The organism is Bacillus sp. FSL W8-0223 (assembly GCF_038006805.1).
Lineage (GTDB): Bacteria > Bacillota > Bacilli > Bacillales > DSM-4216 > Bacillus_O > Bacillus_O smithii.
In genome coordinates this window covers 1,050,694-1,068,681 of the sequence record NZ_JBBOVX010000001.1, presented here as the reverse complement: position 1 = coordinate 1,068,681, position 17,988 = coordinate 1,050,694, and the positions used below count along the sequence as shown (strand labels likewise).

At 41.1% G+C, this 17,988-nt stretch carries 17 protein-coding genes and 1 other annotated feature; of the genes, 2 read left to right on the top strand and 15 right to left on the bottom strand.

Annotation, left to right across the window (positions count from 1 at the left end; translation table 11 throughout):
• Nucleotides 1-34 precede the first annotated feature (34 nt).
• The 12 genes from NST81_RS05355 to NST81_RS05300 all read right to left on the bottom strand — a co-directional run bounded on the left by NST81_RS05355 (nt 35) and on the right by NST81_RS05300 (nt 13,640).
• A complete protein-coding gene (locus NST81_RS05355; protein ID WP_327797942.1) occupies nt 35-946 on the bottom strand; it encodes a phosphate ABC transporter substrate-binding protein PstS family protein in 912 nt (303 codons plus the stop codon).
• 215 nt (nt 947-1,161) lie between these two features.
• Nucleotides 1,162-2,940, bottom strand: a complete 1,779-nt coding sequence (gene pnpS, locus NST81_RS05350) for a two-component system histidine kinase PnpS (RefSeq protein ID WP_328203492.1) — start codon at nt 2,938-2,940, stop codon at nt 1,162-1,164.
• A gap of 240 nt (nt 2,941-3,180) precedes the next feature.
• Nucleotides 3,181-3,576: a transcriptional regulator SpxA gene (gene spxA, locus NST81_RS05345; protein WP_003353672.1), complete on the bottom strand. Its 396-nt coding sequence runs from the start codon at nt 3,574-3,576 to the stop codon at nt 3,181-3,183.
• Nucleotides 3,577-4,001: 425 nt separating this feature from the next.
• Complete coding sequence (locus tag NST81_RS05340; protein ID WP_003353673.1) at nt 4,002-4,709, bottom strand: amino acid ABC transporter permease; 708 nt, start codon at nt 4,707-4,709, stop codon at nt 4,002-4,004.
• Nucleotides 4,710-4,755: 46 nt separating this feature from the next.
• Entirely contained in the window at nt 4,756-5,409 is a 654-nt protein-coding gene (locus NST81_RS05335; RefSeq protein ID WP_003353675.1) for an amino acid ABC transporter permease, read from the bottom strand.
• Between the two features lie 74 nt (nt 5,410-5,483).
• A complete protein-coding gene (locus NST81_RS05330) occupies nt 5,484-6,290 on the bottom strand; it encodes a glutamate ABC transporter substrate-binding protein (RefSeq protein WP_003353676.1) in 807 nt (268 codons plus the stop codon).
• Nucleotides 6,291-6,312: 22 nt separating this feature from the next.
• Nucleotides 6,313-7,041, bottom strand: coding sequence for an amino acid ABC transporter ATP-binding protein (locus tag NST81_RS05325; RefSeq protein WP_327797947.1), 729 nt, complete (start codon nt 7,039-7,041; stop codon nt 6,313-6,315).
• 826 nt (nt 7,042-7,867) lie between these two features.
• On the bottom strand, nt 7,868-8,803 hold the full coding sequence (locus NST81_RS05320; RefSeq protein WP_048622881.1) for an ABC transporter ATP-binding protein: 936 nt from the start codon (nt 8,801-8,803) through the stop codon (nt 7,868-7,870).
• 4 nt (nt 8,804-8,807) lie between these two features.
• Entirely contained in the window at nt 8,808-9,872 is a 1,065-nt protein-coding gene (locus NST81_RS05315) for an ABC transporter ATP-binding protein (protein WP_341028746.1), read from the bottom strand.
• Nucleotides 9,873-9,892: 20 nt separating this feature from the next.
• Entirely contained in the window at nt 9,893-10,921 is a 1,029-nt protein-coding gene (gene opp3C, locus NST81_RS05310) for an oligopeptide ABC transporter permease (protein ID WP_340396373.1), read from the bottom strand.
• A complete protein-coding gene (gene opp3b, locus NST81_RS05305) occupies nt 10,918-11,850 on the bottom strand; it encodes an oligopeptide ABC transporter permease (protein ID WP_003353683.1) in 933 nt (310 codons plus the stop codon). Before opp3b ends, opp3C begins: the two co-directional genes overlap by 4 nt.
• Before the next feature lie 149 nt (nt 11,851-11,999).
• Nucleotides 12,000-13,640, bottom strand: a complete 1,641-nt coding sequence (locus NST81_RS05300; RefSeq protein ID WP_341028745.1) for a peptide ABC transporter substrate-binding protein — start codon at nt 13,638-13,640, stop codon at nt 12,000-12,002.
• Between the two features lie 401 nt (nt 13,641-14,041).
• Between NST81_RS05300 and NST81_RS05295 the strand changes: the two genes are divergently transcribed.
• Both NST81_RS05295 and trpS read left to right on the top strand, forming a co-directional pair.
• Nucleotides 14,042-14,413, top strand: a complete 372-nt coding sequence (locus tag NST81_RS05295) for a DUF3899 domain-containing protein (RefSeq protein WP_048622877.1) — start codon at nt 14,042-14,044, stop codon at nt 14,411-14,413.
• A 48-nt stretch (nt 14,414-14,461) separates the two neighbouring features.
• Nucleotides 14,462-14,701 (top strand) — a binding site (T-box leader).
• Nucleotides 14,702-14,764: 63 nt separating this feature from the next.
• Entirely contained in the window at nt 14,765-15,760 is a 996-nt protein-coding gene (gene trpS / locus NST81_RS05290; RefSeq protein WP_341028744.1) for a tryptophan--tRNA ligase, read from the top strand.
• Nucleotides 15,761-15,883: 123 nt separating this feature from the next.
• Here the strand turns inward: trpS and NST81_RS05285 are convergent, their stop codons facing one another.
• From NST81_RS05285 to NST81_RS05275, 3 genes are all read right to left on the bottom strand, one after another.
• Nucleotides 15,884-16,633, bottom strand: coding sequence for a YjbA family protein (locus NST81_RS05285; RefSeq protein WP_048622875.1), 750 nt, complete (start codon nt 16,631-16,633; stop codon nt 15,884-15,886).
• Nucleotides 16,634-16,726: 93 nt separating this feature from the next.
• The gene (locus tag NST81_RS05280) at nt 16,727-16,939 is read right to left on the bottom strand and encodes a hypothetical protein (RefSeq protein WP_341028741.1); all 213 of its coding nucleotides are present in this window, start codon (nt 16,937-16,939) and stop codon (nt 16,727-16,729) included.
• 248 nt (nt 16,940-17,187) lie between these two features.
• The gene (locus tag NST81_RS05275) at nt 17,188-17,964 is read right to left on the bottom strand and encodes a DUF2268 domain-containing protein (protein WP_341028738.1); all 777 of its coding nucleotides are present in this window, start codon (nt 17,962-17,964) and stop codon (nt 17,188-17,190) included.
• Between the last annotated feature and the right edge of the window lie 24 nt (nt 17,965-17,988).

Here is a 17,988-nt window from a genome sequence, read left to right as displayed (position 1 = left end):
TACAAGTAAGAAAAAGGGAGAGACCCCCCAAAAATTATTTTTGGGTGATCGTTCCCTTTGCATCACGTTCAACTTTCATTCCTGATACCGGTATATAACCTAATTTTTTAACAAGGCTGTTTTGAACATCATCGGACATCATATAATCAAGAAAATCTTTTGTTAATCCGGATGGTTCGCCATTTGTATACATATGTTCATATGCCCAGATTTTCCATTTTCCTGATTCTACATTTTGTTCCGTCGGTTCAACCCCGTCCACTTTTAAAGCAGTCATTTGATCGTTGAAGTAAGAAAATGCTAAATAACTAATTGCTCCTGGAGTTTCGCTAACGATTTTTTGAACCGTTCCGGAAGAATCTTGTTCTTGGGATTTAATCGGTGTCGCACCATCCAATGCCGTTTTTTCAAACACAGCTCTTGTTCCAGATCCTTCTGCGCGGTTGATGACAACGATTTTTTGATCTTTACCGCCAACTTCTTTCCAGTTTTTCACTTTTCCAGTAAAGATGTCGATTAATTGTTTTTTCGTCAGATTATCTACACCCACATCTTTATTGGCAACGGGTCCCATTCCTACAACAGCGACTTTATGATCAACTAGTTTGCTGGCGTCAATACCGTCTTTTTCTTCAGCAAACACGTCGGAGTTCCCAATATCGACAGCACCTTCTTGCACTTTGCTTAAGCCTGTTCCGCTTCCTCCGCCTTGTACATTGATCGTTGTACCGGAGTTTTTATTCATATATTCAGTAGCTGCTTCTTGTACAAGAGGTTGTAATGCAGTAGATCCTACCGCTGTAATGGAACCAGATTGGGCTGTTCCATTGTTATTGTCGGTTTTGCTAGGAGTGCCGGCATCCTTGTTTGAATTGTTGCCGCATCCTGCTGCCGCGAAGGCAAATAGCAGTACCATTGTGAACAATGCGATCAATCTTTTTCTCATTTTTTTCCCCCTATGAATTAATAAGGTTCTGTTCTCTCTTACAAGTTTTAAGATAATGGGGCGGTATTAAGCCTGTATTAATAGAATGTTAAGAAATTGTAAAGACGGTCATATTTATTGTTTTGAAGCTGTAAAACTAAGGTCTTATCTATGATCAAAAGCGATTAAATGTAATGAAAAAACCGCACCATGAATGAGATGGGTGCGGTTCATAGTTACGATTTTATTTGCTTTTTCGGCAAAGTAATGGTGAATGCCGTCCCTTTTCCTTCCTCGCTTTCTACTTGAATAGTGCCATGATGGGACTCCACTAAATGCTTGACAATGGCGAGACCAAGACCTGTTCCTCCAGACTGACGAGATCTTGCTTTATCCACGCGGTAAAAACGTTCAAAGATCCTAGGCAAATCTTGCTTGGAAATGCCGATTCCCGTATCTCTTATGACAATGTCCACTTCTTTTTCTCTTTCATGCAGTTCTATATCGATGTACCCGCCTTCAGGTGTGTAAGCCGCGGCATTCGTTAAAAGATTTAATATGATTTGCTGCAGCCGATCTTTTTCCGCTTCGATCACCACTTCTTTATGATCCGGAAGACTCAGATGAAGCCGTTTTTTATGAATCGTCTCTTGGATGGTTTCCGCTGTCTCGTTAATAACCTGTGATACGTTGAGAGGCTCAGGCTTTAAAGGCAATCTCTGCTGTTCAATTTTGGATAAATCCAGAATGTCTGAAATTAAGCGATGCAGCCGGTCACTTTCATCATAAATGATTTTTAAAAAAGTACGGCAAGTTTCTTCATCATACATGGCCCCGTCTAACAAAGTTTCCGCAAATCCTTTTAATGAAGTCACCGGTGTTTTTAATTCATGGGAAACATTGGCTACGAACTCGCTGCGGATTTTTTCGAGCCGGCGAATGTCTGTAATATCGTGAAGAACGGTTATGACTCCTTTTACTTCTTCATGATCGCCCACATATGGGGCAATATGCGCATCCAGTATCCTTTCTTTCGGATAATAAATATGCACTTCTTCATGAATGTGCACTCCTTCTTTTAATGAACGGTCTATCAGCTGGCTAAGACCAAAGTTTTTCCCCGCTTCGATATGAAGCTTTCCAATTAAATTTTCAGAAGAAGCACCGATAATTTTTTCCATCGCCCTGTTGACAAGAGTAATTCTTCCAGCAGGGTTAATGAGCATGACGCCGCTTACCATATTAGCCAATACCCCAGTCAGCCGCTGCTGGTTTTCACGGATTTCTTCCATCTGCTGCTTTAAACTGATGGCTAAGTCATTGATCGCATTCACGAGCTGTTTCAACTCGCCGCTCGCCTTTGTTTTCACTCTGCTGTCATAATCTTTTTCAATTAGGCGATTCGCAACTTGAATGCTCGCTTCAATCGGCCGTGTAAACCGTTTAGCCATTCTGAATCCGATGAATCCGGAAACCGTTAAGGTCATCACCATGGCCAAACCGAGACTGATCCATAGTTGATCGAGCGTGTGTTCAATTTTTTTTAAAGTAACGGAAATCCGTACAACGCCAATGGACTTTCCGTCTTTTTGGATCGGTTTCGCTATGTAAATCATGCTATAGCCAAGCGTCGGGCTGCGGCGAATAGATTCCCCATATGAACGATGTTCGCGAATCACTTCACGAAATTCGGGACGGTTTGAATGATTTTCCATTTTGCGAGGATCACGGTCGGAGTCTGCAAGCACTTTCCCATCTGCTCTAATAATCGTGATCCGCGGATCGTGATAAGAATAATAGTGGTGAATATAGTTTTGAAGCTCATTTGAATGTTGAAACATGGACTTGGTGTCAACCGTTTTGACAATGATATCAGCGGTCTGGGACAATTGGTTTCGGATCATATCCATGTAAGTATTTTTCATGATGTCCGCAATGACAAACCCAATCCCAAGGAGAACGGCCAACAAAAGCGCAAAAAAGGTTAAGAAGATTCTAAGCCAAAGTTTATTCATGTGGATGTCTTTCTCCTTTGTCCAATGAAAATTGCCTCTTTTTCTTGTTCTTTTTGTCTATTATAATGGGATCGAAAGAAAATGATTCTTCATCTTGACCACCTTATCCATTTATGATTACCATTCATTGTATAATTCTTGGAGTCACATGTCACTAGGATATGGAAAAGCTCATAAAAATAGGGCTGATTTTCTTAAAGAAAACCAGCCCTATCGAAAAACGTCTATCGAAGCAAAAGCTTAGTTCACCATTTTTTGAGCTTCCAACAATTGGAATGTCCGTACTTTTCTAGGTAAAAAGCGTCGAATTTCATCTTCGTTGTATCCCACTTGAAGGCGCTTTTCATCCATAATAATCGGTCTTCTTAACAGACCAGGGTTAGCCTGGATCAATTCAAACAAATCTTGAAGCGGAAGAGCGTCCAAATCAACGTTTAATTTTTGGAATATTTTCGAACGGGTAGAGATGATCTCATCCGTTCCATCTTCCGTCATTCTTAAAATACTTTTAATTTCTTCAATGGTGAGAGGTTCGGAAAAAATATTTCGTTCCGTATATGGAATATCATGCTTTTCCAACCATGCTTTTGCTTTTCGGCAAGATGTACAACTTGGTGAAGTGTATATTGTTACCATTCCTCAATCACACTCCTTAAATTTTAATAATACTTGCTTCATCTTGAGGAATATCAATAAATGAATATTTTAAAGATAAAATAATTTTGGAGCGAAGATACATTATGTATTATACACCATATTCAATATTTTTGATATAGATTTCCTAAAATTCTCTAAAATATTCTTTTTCTTTCCTTCCTCATTCATTATTGTCCGGCAAGATATACGGATGACAGACAGAATTCGATTCCTCTTTACTTCAGCCATTCACATTTTCCAATCGAGTAGGGAAGGTGGCGCAGTTCTTGTTGATTTCGTCCATCACTGGCGTTTACTCTTTTACATTTGGCAGAAATCCAGCAAAATCCATCTAAAGCTTAAAACAAATCTTACTTACTATAAAAAGAAGTATCCCAATCGCTTTGAGATACCTTTTTCCGCTTTTAAATCATGTTTTCAGTCGTGTTGGCGAGCTGCTTGGCGGTGGAGCGATCCGGATCAAGGCGTTTTTCAAGTTTTCTGGCCAAGATGGACAGCAAATAGTTGACGATGAAATACATAAATGCGGAAAGAAGCAGAATCGGGATAATGTATTTTGCGCCGCTTTCCCCGCTGTAGATGCCTTTTGCGTTGTGCAAAAGTTCCGGCAGCGAAATGATAATCGCAAGAGAAGTATCTTTTAACAGCGAGATGAACTGGCTCACAAGCGGCGGGATCATTTTTTTCAAAGCTTGCGGCAGGATGATATGCCACAGCGTTTGGATATAATTAAGGCCTGATGAACGGGCGGCTTCAATCTGCCCTTTTGGAATCGAGTTCAAGCCGCCGCGCACGATTTCGGCTATCATGGCCGATTCGAACACTGTCAGGGCTGCAATCGCCGCCATCGTAACGCTCATTTTGATGCCGACTTCCGGCAAGGCAAAATATGTAAAGAAAATAATCAAAATCAGCGGCAAGTTCCGGATGACTTCCACTATAAGCGCAACCACACTCGATAAAACCGGAATTTTTGTGTAACGCAAAATGCCGAGTACACAGCCGAAGATGAAGCTTAAAATAATGGACACAACGGCAACTTTCAATGTCACCGCAAAGCCTTGCAGTAAATATGCCAAATTTTCGCCTGAATAAGCTCCGGCAAAGTCCATAACGTTCCCCTCCTTGTATCGTTCCAAATGATTTGTTTATGCGTCGTTATTCGCTTCTTGCCAGCCGGCGTTCCAGGTAGTTGACCAGCAAGCTGAGCGGAATGGTCAGGACGAGATAAAACATGCCGACAAAAATATACGTATCAAACGTAATCCACGTTTTTTCGTGGATGATATCGGCGTAGTACATAAGGTCGAGCCCTGCAAAAACCCCAAGAATGGAAGAGTTTTTAACCAAGTTCAGGAATTGGTTGCCGATCGGCGGGATTACGATTTTGATCGCTTGAGGCAAAATAATATAACGCATCGCCTGGATGTAAGTCAGGCCTGTGGAACGCGCAGCTTCAAGCTGTCCCCTATCGACCGATTGGATGCCGGCACGCACGGCTTCTGCAATAAAGGCGGCTGTGTAGATGGAAAGCGCAATGGTCCCTGCGATAAATCCGCTTAAGTTAATATGGAAATAACTGAGCCCGTTGTAGAAAAAGAAACCGATCAGAATTAACGGAATGTTGCGGACTACTTCCACGTAGAAGGCGCCGATAAAATTCAGCAGCTTGACAGGGGCCAGCCGGAAAACGGCAATGATGTTGCCAAGAATGAAACTGGCAATCAGACCGATAATGCTGATTTTAATCGTATTGACGAAGCCCTGCATGTATAAATCTAAATAGTCAGTAAGGATCGAAAAATCGAGCATACCTGTTTCACTCCTTTACGGTTCAATCAGTGGAAAGGGATGGGCGATTTTTTTGCCCACCCCTTTCCGGATTATTATTCTTTGATCCATTTGTTTTTGATTTTGTCGTATTCTCCGCTGTCTTTCAGTTCTTTTAAAGCCTTGTTTACAGCTTTCACGAGTTTCGTATTCCCTTTTTTCATCGCAATGCCGTACGGCTCATTCGTAAATGTACCGCCAACGACCTGATAATCCGGATCTTGAGCAGCCATGCCATAAAGAATCGAATTGTCGGTTGTCAGCGCATCGCCTTTTCCGGATTTCAAAGCTGTGAATGCTTCCTGGTAGTTTTCAAACTCGAGCACTTGCGTATCCGGTGCGGCTTTCTTGACGTTGTCTCCGGACGTCGCACCTTTTACCGTCAATACTTTTGTCCCTTTTTTCAAATCTTTGACGCTATGAATCTTGCTGCCTTTTTTCACAAGGAGCGATTGACCGGCGTCAAAGTATACATCCGAGAAATCGACGACTTTTTTGCGGTCCGGCGTGATGGTCATGGTAGCGACGACCATATCCACATCACCGTTTTGCAGCATCGGAATCCGTGTTTTGGACGTGACTTCCTTGAGTTCCACTTTTACCTTATCGCCGAAAATTTTCTTGGAAATCGCTTTGGCAATATCAATATCAAAACCTTCCACTTTTCCGGTTTTCGGATCTTTGTAGCCAAATAAATATGTATCATATTTGACTCCGACAACCACTTTCCCCTTGTCTTTGATTTGCTGGATCGGATCATCGCTGCTGCCGCTTGTCGTTTCTGACTTGCCGCAGCCCGCCATCAAAGCGGCCGCTAAAACAAAAATCAAGCCCACTGTAAACCATTTTTTCATCTTTCTCATTCTAATCCCCCTCTATATATATTTAATGATTGAGAACACGGTTCAAAAAGGTGCGCGCCCGTTCCGCACGCGGATTTTTGAAAAATTCTTCCGGCGTGTTGTCTTCGATGATCCTCCCCTGGTCCATGAAGATGACGCGGTCTGCCACTTCGCGGGCGAATCCCATTTCATGCGTGACGACCACCATTGTCATGCCGTCTTTTGCAAGCGACTTCATAACATCGAGCACTTCCCCGATCATTTCCGGGTCAAGCGCGGAAGTCGGTTCGTCAAACAGCATAATGCTTGGCTCCATCGCCAGCCCGCGGGCAATGGCCACACGCTGCTGCTGGCCGCCCGATAATTGCGATGGGTACGAATTCGCTTTATCCGGGATGCCCACTCTTTCCAGGTAACGCATAGCCCTTTTCTCCGCTTCCTCTTTTCCCAAGCCGAGCACTTTAATCGGCGCAAGAGTAATATTTTGCAAAACGGTTTTATGCGGATACAAATTGAAATGTTGGAAGACCATGCCGATATTTTTTCGCAATTCGTTGATGTCAGTTTTTTTGTCATTTACTTTAAGATTTCTGACGAGAAGTTCGCCATCCGTAATCTCTTCCAAACGATTGATGCAGCGGAGCATCGTGCTTTTCCCCGATCCGGAAGGACCGATCACCACGACGACTTCTCCTTCATTGATTTCAAGATTAATATCTTTTAAAACATGAAAATTTCCGTAATATTTGTTCACATGTCGGAACGAGATCACATCAACACCTCCTTTGTTGTATTCCTTTCTCGATGAAGTCTTCCATCATTTAAGAACATTGCACTACTTTATTTTAGAGTATATCAATTTATTAAAATAATATCAATATTTCTTCAATTTAGATTTATCTGCTTATTGAAATCGCTTTATTATGTCTATTTGTTCAAACATATTCGGAAATAGCTGCAATAAAACTTTTAAGAGAAAATTACTCTGTTCATTTTTCATACTGAAATAAGAAGGAAAAGCGAACGGATTTCGAGATAATCCGACTATGTCCTGTAATATAACATAGCCAAAAGATAAAAAGCTCAAAATTGCTCGGAGCCAAGAGATGTTTATTTTTATTTTGGCGACGCATCCTGGAGATGACTTCGACAAATCAAGAAAGAATCCAAACAATCGGAATGCCGAAAGAACCTGCTCTCTCACAAAAAAGGTTCGCAAAAATGAAATGAGCCACATATGGAAACAGATAAATGGATCTTGGACAACAGGAACTGCGAATTTAAATTATCGCTAAAGACATTAGGCACAAGTGTAATGTCCTTTTATCCCCCGCTGATAATGTATACGATGATGAAAAACGGGTAATCCGTATTCTTTCAATCAGAAGTTTGCCGTCCTCTTCCTTCAGATTCCGCCTCAATGTACGCTCTTCCGTTAAGCTATCGCGGCTGTTGCCTTCTTAATTGGAACTTTAGACAGATACATGTGTGCAAATAAAACACGATCCCCTGAAAAAGGATCGTGTTTCCTCATATAAAGAATATCGCTTTTCGCAAACGTTCTTACGATGTATCATTCAAATCTTTTGAATGCAAAATTACTCGTTTAGACTGTTTTTATACTGATGCCACTCTTTTTCTGAACAATAGACAAAATGTCCGGGAGTCACTTCCCGCATTTCCAATTGATCATCAGGTCCGTATTGGTGGACGCTCGGATCATACAAAATTCTTTTTCGCGAACGTTCACTTTCAGGATCCGGCAGCGGGATGGCCGAGAGAAGGGATTGTGTGTAAGGATGAAGAGGATTCCGATACAGTTCCTCGCTTGGTGCCAGTTCCACTAATTTGCCAAAATACATCACACCAATTCGATCGCTGATATATTTCACCATGGACAAATCATGGGCGATGAATAAATACGTCAGCCCTTTTTCTTTTTGCAATTTTTTTAGTAAGTTGACTACTTGTGCTTGAATGGAAACATCCAACGCAGAAATCGGTTCATCCGCAATAATAAATTCCGGTTCCACTGCAAGAGCGCGTGCAATTCCAATTCTTTGCCGCTGTCCGCCTGAAAATTCATGAGGATATCGGTCTGCATGATCTTTTTTTAATCCAACTGTTTCCAGTAATTTATATACTTTTTCCATTCGTTCTTCTTTGGATTTCGCTAATCCGTGAATATCGATGCCTTCCGCGATGATATCAGCGACTTTCATCCGTGGATTCAGGGATGCATAAGGATCTTGGAAAATCATTTGCATTTTCCGATTGAATTCTTTTAATTCCTTTTTCGATTTTCTGCCGTGTACATCTTTTCCTTGAAATAAAACCTTACCGCCTGTCGCTTCATATAGACGAATGATCGTTCTTCCTGTCGTTGATTTTCCGCATCCCGACTCTCCAACAAGGCCAAGCGTTTCTCCTTTATAGATATCGAACGATATATCATCTACCGCTTTTACCATGTTCGGTTTACCTTCGTTAAAATAAAGTTTCAAGTTTTGGATTTCCAATAATTTTTCTGCCACCTTCCTACACCCCCTTCACGAGCAACGGTTCCTTATAATTGCCTGGCATCAAGCGGATACGCTGTTTCACGATTTCAGGCGGCTCCACTTCCGGTGCTTCCGGATGAAGCAGCCACGATTTCACTAGATGGGTATCCGAAACCTTATAAACAGGCGGTTCATATTTAAAATCAATTTTCAAAGCATATTCGCTTCTTAAAGCGAAAGCATCGCCTTTAGGTGGACGAAGCAAGTCCGGGGGAGTACCGGGGATCGCTTTTAATTCCTCATTCTGATCGATCTCCATGCTCGGCATCGAAGCAAGAAGCCCCCATGTATACGGATGTCTTGGATCATAAAATATTTCGTCCACAGTTCCAATTTCAACTATTTGCCCGCCGTACATGACCGCCACACGATCCGCTACATTGGCGACCACTCCTAAATCATGGGTAATGAAAATGATGGAAGTCTCCATTTTTTGTTGTAAATCTTTCATCAATTCTAAAATTTGTGCCTGGATGGTCACATCTAAAGCCGTCGTTGGTTCATCGGCAATGAGAATTTTCGGATTGCATGCAAGCGCAATGGCAATCACAATTCGCTGTCTTTGTCCGCCTGAAAATTGATGAGGGTATTGCTTAAAGCGCGCTTCCGGTTGAGGCAAACCAACCAAATGCAGAAGATCAATCGCCTTTTTTTTCGCTTCTACTTTTGACAGCTTTCGATGTTTTCTTAAAGGTTCCATAATTTGTTTTCCGATGGTCATCGTCGGATTCAGCGATGTCATCGGATCTTGAAAAATCATCGAAATTTCTTTTCCCCTGATTTGATCCATTTCCGAATCCGATAATTTCGTCAGATCTTTTCCGGCAAATAAAATTTCTCCTTCTTTAATCGAACCGAACGAGCTGGGAATTAAACGCATAATGGCTTTAGTGGTCACCGACTTTCCCGACCCGGATTCTCCCACGATGGCCAGCGTTTCTCCTTTTTTTAATTCAAAATTCACCCCCCGAACAGCCTGAACCTCTCCTGCATGCGTATCGAAGGAAACATGTAAATTTTTAACTTCGAGTATATTTTCCATTTCGATTCTCCTCTTTCTTCTTACTTACGCATCTTCGGGTCTAACGCATCGCGCAATCCATCTGCCAATAAGTTAAAGCTTAAGATCAACAAGCTGATGATGACAGATGGAATGATGAGCATATAAGGATTCGTTTGCAAGGATTTGAATCCGTCGTTCACCAACGAGCCGAGAGAAGCTTCCGGCGGCCGAATCCCCAAACCGATAAAACTTAAAAACGCCTCGGTGAAAATGGCATTCGGAACCGTAAACATAGTGGTAATAACAATTTGGCCCACGATGTTGGGAATCAAGTGTTTGATTATCAATCTCTTATTGGAAGCACCCAGCGTTCGGGAAGCGAGAACAAATTCTTGGTTTTTCAATTTCAATATTTGTCCGCGGACAATTCTCGCCATATTCACCCAGCCGGTAATGACCATCGCCAATGTGATCGACATGATTCCCGGCTGGATCACGAGGATAAAGAGAATGACAATAATTAATTGCGGAATTCCCATCAACACTTCGCTGATCCGCTGCATAATATCATCCACTTTTCCTCCGTAAAAACCAGAGATGCCTCCATATAAAACGCCAATCAGCAAATCGATGGCCGCAGCTAAAATACCGATGTAAATTGAAATGCGGGTTCCATACCAAGTTCTTGTCCATAAATCCCGTCCCAGTTCATCCGTACCGAACCAATAATATTCTTTTACATTTTTGGCTTTGTACATATCAAATCCGTCTTGATCCTTTCCGTTGAACGGCAGCCACGAAATTTTTTCCAATCCAGGAATTTTAGGCGGAAGTTTCGCATGAGCGACATTTTGTTCTTTATACGTGTGTCCGGACAGGCTAGGCCCAATAATCGCCATCACTGAAATCAAAATGATCAAAATTAAACCGACAACAGCTCCTTTATTTCCTTTCAGTCGAATCCAGGCATCTTGCCAATTATTCAAGCTTGGACGTTCGATAGTTTCTAATTGTTCCTCTTTTCTTTCAACAGGAACAAACAGTTCGTCTGAGAGATGATTCAAGTCCGGCAAACGATCAGCATTCATGATTTCTTCCCTCCTGTCAAACGGATACGCGGATCAATCACTCCGTACAAAATATCCACAACAAAAACCATAAAAATAAACAGAGCGCTGTAAAACAAGGTAGTCCCCATAATCATGCCGAAGTCATTCGTCATAATCGAACGGACAAATTGATCCCCAAGACCAGGAATTCCGAAAATATTTTCAATAACTAAAGATCCGGTTATAATGTTCACAATCATTGGACCAAGCAACGTGATAATGGGGATAAGCGCGTTTCGCAGCGCATGCTTCAAAATAATATCCCGCTTTCCAACCCCTTTTGCGCGGGCAAGCATAATATAATCTGACGATAAAATCTCCAAAAGCTCCGTTCTCATAAAACGGGCTACGGTGGCAATAACGGGTACGGACAGAGCAAGCGACGGCAACACCGTGTACTTGAACCCGCCCCAATCCGCTACCGGAAAGATCGGAAACTTCACCGCCAAAAAGTATTGGAGAAATCCCGCAAAAACAAAAGAAGGAATGGAAATCCCCAGAACGGCAATGGTGGTAGCTCCATAATCCACGATTGTGTTATACTTTAAGGCTGCGATGATTCCAAGCAAAATGCCGACAATGGTGCCAAACACGACAGCCTGAAACCCTAAAACGGCGGAAGGACCAATCCGTTCTGCAATCATCGTCGACACCGGACGGTTATTATATTGGAATGACACTCCTAAATCTCCTTTTACTAAGTTCCCCATATAGCGAACATATTGAACGGGGAGCGGATCATTTAATCCGTATTTTTCCAGAATGATTTTTTGTTGGTCCGGTGAAAGTTTTTCTTGATTATGCAACGGGGATCCAGGCAGAAGCTTCATAAGAAAAAACGTGACCGTTGCAATCACAAACATCGTCACAAGCATATAAACAATACGCCTGATGGTATATCTTAACATCCGATAACCTCCATTCCTTTTTCATTATGACAAAACTCAACAATTTTTTGTCAATTCCTTATATTCAGAATGATTTTCCCCACTAGGGAAAAAGGAGAGTATATGCTCTTAAGCACACACCCTCCTTTTTCAAGGTCAGCTTCATTCCTCTACTGAATCGATACCCACTTGTAAGATAGTTCAGGGCCTACTTTATGTTTCAACAATCCTTTTACATACGGACGTTGCAATACTGCTCTTCCTCTTTGAAAAACAGGAGCGATGGCTGCATCTTGATCCAAAAGGATTTTTTCCGCTTTTAGCATCGCTTCCCAACGTTTTTCCGGCTGCAGAGCATAAGTCGTTTTGGCTTCTTGGACAAGCTTGTCATATTCAGGATTAGAATAATGCATTTCATTGTTTCCGCCGTCGGTTACAAACATATCGATGAACGTCATCGGATCGGCATAGTCTGGTCCCCAGCCGGCAAGCGAGAAGTCATAATTCATTTTGGCTTCAAGGTCAAGTTTTTGTTTGAACGGCTGTTGTTTAATATTAACCGTTAATCCTTTTAAGTTCTTTTCTAGCTGTTCTTTTAAATATTCGCCTGCTTTTCTGGACAAATCATCGTCATAGTTTAACAGTTCTAAAGTGATTTTGTCTTTGCCCAACGCTTTTTTCGCTTTTGCCCAATATTTTTTCGCTTCTTTTACGTTGTACGTATTAAAGTTTCCGTTCTCATCTCGGAAATATTTTCCGTTTGGCCCCTTGACAAATTCTGCCGGAACAAAATAATCAGCAGGGATAGATCCGTTATTTAAAACGACTTTGGTAAATTGATTTTTATCAAAAGCCATGCTGATGGCCTTGCGGGCATCCACATTTTTCAATACAGGATTTTGTTCATTGAAGCGTAAGAAGAAAACGTTTGATTCTTTTTCATATTTTAAATCTTTGTCGTTTTTATACTTATCAACAAATTCAGAATCGAGGCCGACGCGGTCAATGGCCTTGCTTTCATACAAGTTCACTCCAGTTTGCGTATCTTTGATGACTTTCACATTAACTTCTTTCAGTTTTACAGAATCTTTATCCCAATAATTCGGATTTTTCTTCATTTGCCATTTGTCGTCATGCTTCCAAGAAGACAGAACAAACGGGCCGTTGTAAACAGTGGTATTAGCTTCTAAACCGTAGTTCTTGCCTTGTTCTTTGACAAATTTTTCGTCTTGAGGCAGGAATGTTCCAAACGTTAGAAGAGCTTTAAAGTAAGGAATCGGTGTCTCAAGCTGCACTTGAAGCGTTTTATCGTCCAGCGCTTTTACTCCCAATTGTTCCGGCTTCATTTTTCCTTCATTGATCGCTTGTGCATTTTTGATGTCATACATTATGTATGCATATTGAGAGGCAGTCTTCGGATCCACTACTTTTCTCCATGCATATACGAAATCGCCGGCTGTTACCGGGTCTCCATTGGACCATTTCGCATCGCGAAGTTTAAATGTCCATGTTTTTCCATCTTTGCTGACTTGCGGTTCCCCTTCCGCTATTCCTTCTACAGGTTCATCGTTTTTTCCTAAACGATAAAGCCCTTCCATTACATTATTTAAAGCAGTAAAGGAAACAACATCAGTTGCTAACGCAGAATCCATCGTTGGTATTTCCTGCGTTTCAACCAGATTTAATACTTGATCTTTTTTGGCATTGTCCTCGTCTTTGCCGCCATCGCCGGATTTACTACCGCTGCATGCAGTCAACACCGTGCCGAGAGCAAGCAAGAGAACGAGAAAAAGAGAGAACTTCTTTTTCATAGGGAATTTGACCTCCTTTTATGATAGTATCTTCCTATTTTTTCGAAAGATTTGATAATTATTATAATCTATTTTAACTTTTTTGCAATAACTAATTTTTTTATATTTCGATATACACAATCTTATTAGAATATTAATTAAATAATGATTAAACAGAATTCCTTCTTTAAATTAAAATGGTAACGCTTTAATATGTTTCCTTAGTTTAAACTTTTAAATTGATTTTCTATTCATGATATGGATGTATTTTTCTAAAATAATATGAGAATCATTTCATGAAAATAATGGATTTTAAAGTGGACCGATCATTGTCTGCCGTTTTCATCACAAGTATACTTAAAGGTAGAAACGGCGATTGCAACCTGCAAAAGATTGTTACGATATCATAGGGAGCGTTGTTCATGAAGACGGTTTTTATTTTATTCTTTGTTAACATATTGATTTCTGCCTTGTATTCTTTGATAGATCCGCAATCTTTTTTTACTAGCTTTGTCAACTCCACGTTTTTGATCGGTCTCTTTTTCTTGACGATCGGTCTCTTTCTTTTCGTTTATGGTGGAGGTTTTTTTGACGGAATCATGAATAGCTTTAAACAAATAAGAAAAATGTCCAAAGAAGGCCAGTATGTTTCACAATTTGACCCAGTCGATCAAACGGTAGTTTCACGTTTAGATGCTGGCAAAAGAAAAATTCGTTTCACGAATCCATTGATCATCACAGGCAGTTTTTTTGTGGTTTTAGATTTGATGATTGCCTTTCTCTTTTCCCCTTGAGCCGCTTGAATCCTTGTTAAAAATTCGTTATAATCAGGAACACACATAATTGAAGCGATGAGAAAGAAGAGTACAGCCGATAACCGGTTTTCCAGAGAGTTTGTGGTCGGTGGAAACAAACAATCGGACGGCTGGAATGGACTTTCGAGCTCCCTTTGCGAACGGCTTCAAGCTTAGTAGTGAAGAGGCGCATTCCGTTGCGTTAAAAGGATTCCATGTGAATGGAAACAAAGTGGCTCCATGCGAGCAACTTAGGGTGGCACCGCGGAACAACCATTCGTCCCTAATCTTTACGGACGAATGGTTTTTTTATGGATCAAAAAATTTTAGGATGCATGATGGAGGTAGAAAATGATGAAAACAATTTTTTCGGGTATTCAGCCTAGCGGAACGATTACGCTGGGAAACTATATTGGGGCAATGAAGCAATTTGTTGAACTGCAAGACGAGTACAACTGTTATTTTTGCATTGTGGATGAGCATGCCATTACCGTTCCGCAAGATCGTCTTGAGCTTCGCAAAAACATCCGCAGATTAGCGGCATTGTACTTGGCGGTCGGTCTTGATCCGGAAAAGGTGACTCTTTTCATTCAATCCGAAGTTCCGGCCCATACGGAAGCCGGTTGGATTCTTCAATGTATTTCTTATATTGGCGAATTGGAGCGTATGACACAATTTAAGGATAAATCAGCCGGCAAAGAAGCGGTTTCCGCCGGTCTTCTCACATACCCTCCACTAATGGCAGCCGACATTTTATTGTATAATACCGATTTAGTGCCTGTTGGAGAAGATCAAAAACAACATATTGAATTAACGCGAGACTTGGCGGAACGATTTAATAAAAAGTACAACGATATTTTTACCATACCGGAAATCCGCTTGCCGAAAGCCGGAGCGCGTGTCATGTCTCTCCAAGATCCTACGAAAAAAATGAGCAAATCCGATCCGAATTCAAAAGCGTTTATCACCTTGCTTGACGAACCAAAACTCATCGAGAAAAAAATCAAAAGTGCCGTTACCGATTCTGAAGGAGTTATCCGCTATGATCGGGAAGCTAAGCCCGGAGTTTCCAATCTGTTGTCGATTTATTCCGTTCTCGGAAATATTTCCATCAAAGAGTTGGAAGAAAAATACGCCGGTAAAGGGTATGGAGAATTTAAACAAGATTTGGCGGAATTAATTATCGAAGAGCTAAAGCCGATTCAACAACGTTATGCTGAACTCATCGATTCTGAAGAACTGGATGAAATTCTCGACCGCGGTGCAGAAAAAGCGAACTATGTGGCCAATAAAATGCTGCAAAAAATGAAAAACGCCATGGGGCTCGGAAGAAAAAGAAGAAGATAAAAATCCGGCCGCGGGACTCATCCCGCGGCCGATCATTTTTCATGAAAGATTCAAAAAAATAGCAGAAAGATGGCACTCATCTCCCGCCTGGAATAACCTTTTGCTCCTGCAAAGCCTCGTCGTTTAATTCACTTTCGAAGAACCATTTTCCATTTCCCACAGTTTTTCAAAAAAGGCTTGTCCCCGAATAATATTTTCGCAAAGCTGCATATGTTTTTCGGTCCAGCCTACTTTCGTTTCTTCATAGAGAGCGTTCCATGCTTCATCGAAATTCATTTCTTGAATTTGCGCATATTTTTCCGGCGCCCATTCTGTATACCAATAGCGAATTTCCGCTGTATTTTTGGAAGACTGAAGTTGATCAAGAGCCATAAACAAAAGTTGTTTCAGCTGTCTTTCTTTCCTGGTCAGTCCGAACATTTGATCCGGAAGAGGAGAAAGAATATGATGTTCTTTCTCTTTATGAGCTAATTCCCATTCGAAGTTTGCTTCTTCTTCATTTTCAATCATTTCGTATACTAATTGTTCCTGACGGGGAATCAAACGGCTTTTTCGAATCGGGATGGTGTAGCCCATAGTATCGACAGCCAAAATACCGGCTCCGTCTGTTACAACGAATGCATAATCCAACTGGATGCGTTCATGGTTTTTTCTTAAATAGGCTTTTTGATAGACTTCATTTAATAAGTCTTTCGGCAAATCAGACATATCATTTTCAATAAAGTGGTATAATAGCTTATTTACTTTCAAAAGAGGCACCTGGTCTAATAATTCAATGGCGTCCTCTTTCCTCCATTCATGAAACGGACAGACATTATATCCGTTTTCCTCGCCTTCAAACCAATTTACCCAGACATCATGCAAGTACAACATGTAGAGACCCCCTTACATCTTCTTCATTTGTCACACAGTATGGGCAAAAGAAAGTTAAATTATTCCTGTAGGGGGATGTTTTTGAATGTGTTCTTATTTTTTCTTCTTTGGCTGTGGATAGTAAATGGAAAGACTGATGATGATCAATCCGAGTACAAACAAATAACAATTCCCTTTTTTCGCAAGAAATTTCACGTATTCAACGAACGTCAGCCCTGCAGCCATAAAGTTCACATAGATGATCATGCTGACTCCGCCGGCCACTGATAATCCGAATCCGAAAAGCCAAAAAAAGATTCTCCCCACCTTTTTCCATCCTCGCCGCCATTTTCTCTCTGTTGGCTTGTCCAACGTCTTTTGTTCATGTATATTCTCGAAATCCCGCTATTATGCGAAAGCGATATTTCCTCGACATGCTTTCTTTTTTCAAAATCAAATTTTCACATTCATAAATGTGATCAACGAATTTCCGTTGCGTTAAAACCGTTTAGACATTTTTCAACCTTACTGAAAACAAAAAATCCCCCTTTATATGGGGAGATGGAAACAGGTGATCATTGATTCCATTCTTTCAAAAAAGTTTCGGCAGGCAGAGCAAGCATTTCCTTTGTCCCTTTCTTCCATTTTTTTGCACATTCCTCAACAATGGAAAATCCCGTCGCATAGCCAAGCATAGACGGCAGCATGCCTTTCCCATATAAAATTCGATCATGAACAGGATTTTGTTTGGACAGCATGAGGTGATCTTGTACATAAGAACGCCACCATTTTTTTATATCAGCCGATGTATATTGTTTGCACCAAGAAGCATTCCATTTTTCTCCTACATATTCCTTCACGGCAAACTCCGCCAGGCCTTCAAACAAAATGGAATCTAAAAGTCGATACTTTTCCTCTCTTTTTTCCAATTTTTCCATCCGAGCACAATGATGATATTCATGAACAAACACGGCTTCCCATTGTTCTTTGTCAATGTCGGGAGATAAAAACAAAAACATCTTGTCGCCTAGAGCCAGACCCGATTTGTTCGGTCTGTCTCCAAAAAGGGAAAAATTGGATTGAACAGGAAACAAATAAATGCCGATATCAGGGCCATTCCAAAGCTGTTTATATTTTAAAAAAAGACGTTCCATTTCCTTCCAAGCTTTTTTCTGTACAAGACCCTCAAAAGTGGGTCTTGTTCGTTTGGAAGGCGCAAACATGCCGTGCTTCTGTAAATAGCGATAAAACGAAATCGCTTCCCGTTCTGAGATTCCATCGATCTTGCTCATCCATTCGAGTGGTTCGTCCCAATGATTCATTAGCCATTCTTTCGTATTGTATACACCCATGAAAGGCATCCTCCCTTTTTATGT

Excerpts from the sequence above, each read along its gene's own strand:
- NST81_RS05355 (WP_327797942.1), bottom strand. The coding sequence starts at position 946 with ATGAGAAAAAGATTGATCGCATTGTTCACAATGGTACTGCTATTTGCC.
- pnpS (WP_328203492.1), bottom strand. The coding sequence starts at position 2,940 with ATGAATAAACTTTGGCTTAGAATCTTCTTAACCTTTTTTGCGCTTTTG.
- spxA (WP_003353672.1), bottom strand. The coding sequence starts at position 3,576 with ATGGTAACAATATACACTTCACCAAGTTGTACATCTTGCCGAAAAGCA.
- NST81_RS05340 (WP_003353673.1), bottom strand. The coding sequence starts at position 4,709 with ATGGACTTTGCCGGAGCTTATTCAGGCGAAAATTTGGCATATTTACTG.
- NST81_RS05335 (WP_003353675.1), bottom strand. The coding sequence starts at position 5,409 with ATGCTCGATTTTTCGATCCTTACTGACTATTTAGATTTATACATGCAG.
- NST81_RS05330 (WP_003353676.1), bottom strand. The coding sequence starts at position 6,290 with ATGAGAAAGATGAAAAAATGGTTTACAGTGGGCTTGATTTTTGTTTTA.
- NST81_RS05315 (WP_341028746.1), bottom strand. The coding sequence starts at position 9,872 with ATGGAAAATATACTCGAAGTTAAAAATTTACATGTTTCCTTCGATACG.
- opp3C (WP_340396373.1), bottom strand. The coding sequence starts at position 10,921 with ATGAATGCTGATCGTTTGCCGGACTTGAATCATCTCTCAGACGAACTG.
- opp3b (WP_003353683.1), bottom strand. The coding sequence starts at position 11,850 with ATGTTAAGATATACCATCAGGCGTATTGTTTATATGCTTGTGACGATG.
- NST81_RS05300 (WP_341028745.1), bottom strand. The coding sequence starts at position 13,640 with ATGAAAAAGAAGTTCTCTCTTTTTCTCGTTCTCTTGCTTGCTCTCGGC.
- NST81_RS05295 (WP_048622877.1), top strand. The coding sequence starts at position 14,042 with ATGAAGACGGTTTTTATTTTATTCTTTGTTAACATATTGATTTCTGCC.
- trpS (WP_341028744.1), top strand. The coding sequence starts at position 14,765 with ATGATGAAAACAATTTTTTCGGGTATTCAGCCTAGCGGAACGATTACG.
- NST81_RS05285 (WP_048622875.1), bottom strand. The coding sequence starts at position 16,633 with ATGTTGTACTTGCATGATGTCTGGGTAAATTGGTTTGAAGGCGAGGAA.
- NST81_RS05275 (WP_341028738.1), bottom strand. The coding sequence starts at position 17,964 with ATGGGTGTATACAATACGAAAGAATGGCTAATGAATCATTGGGACGAA.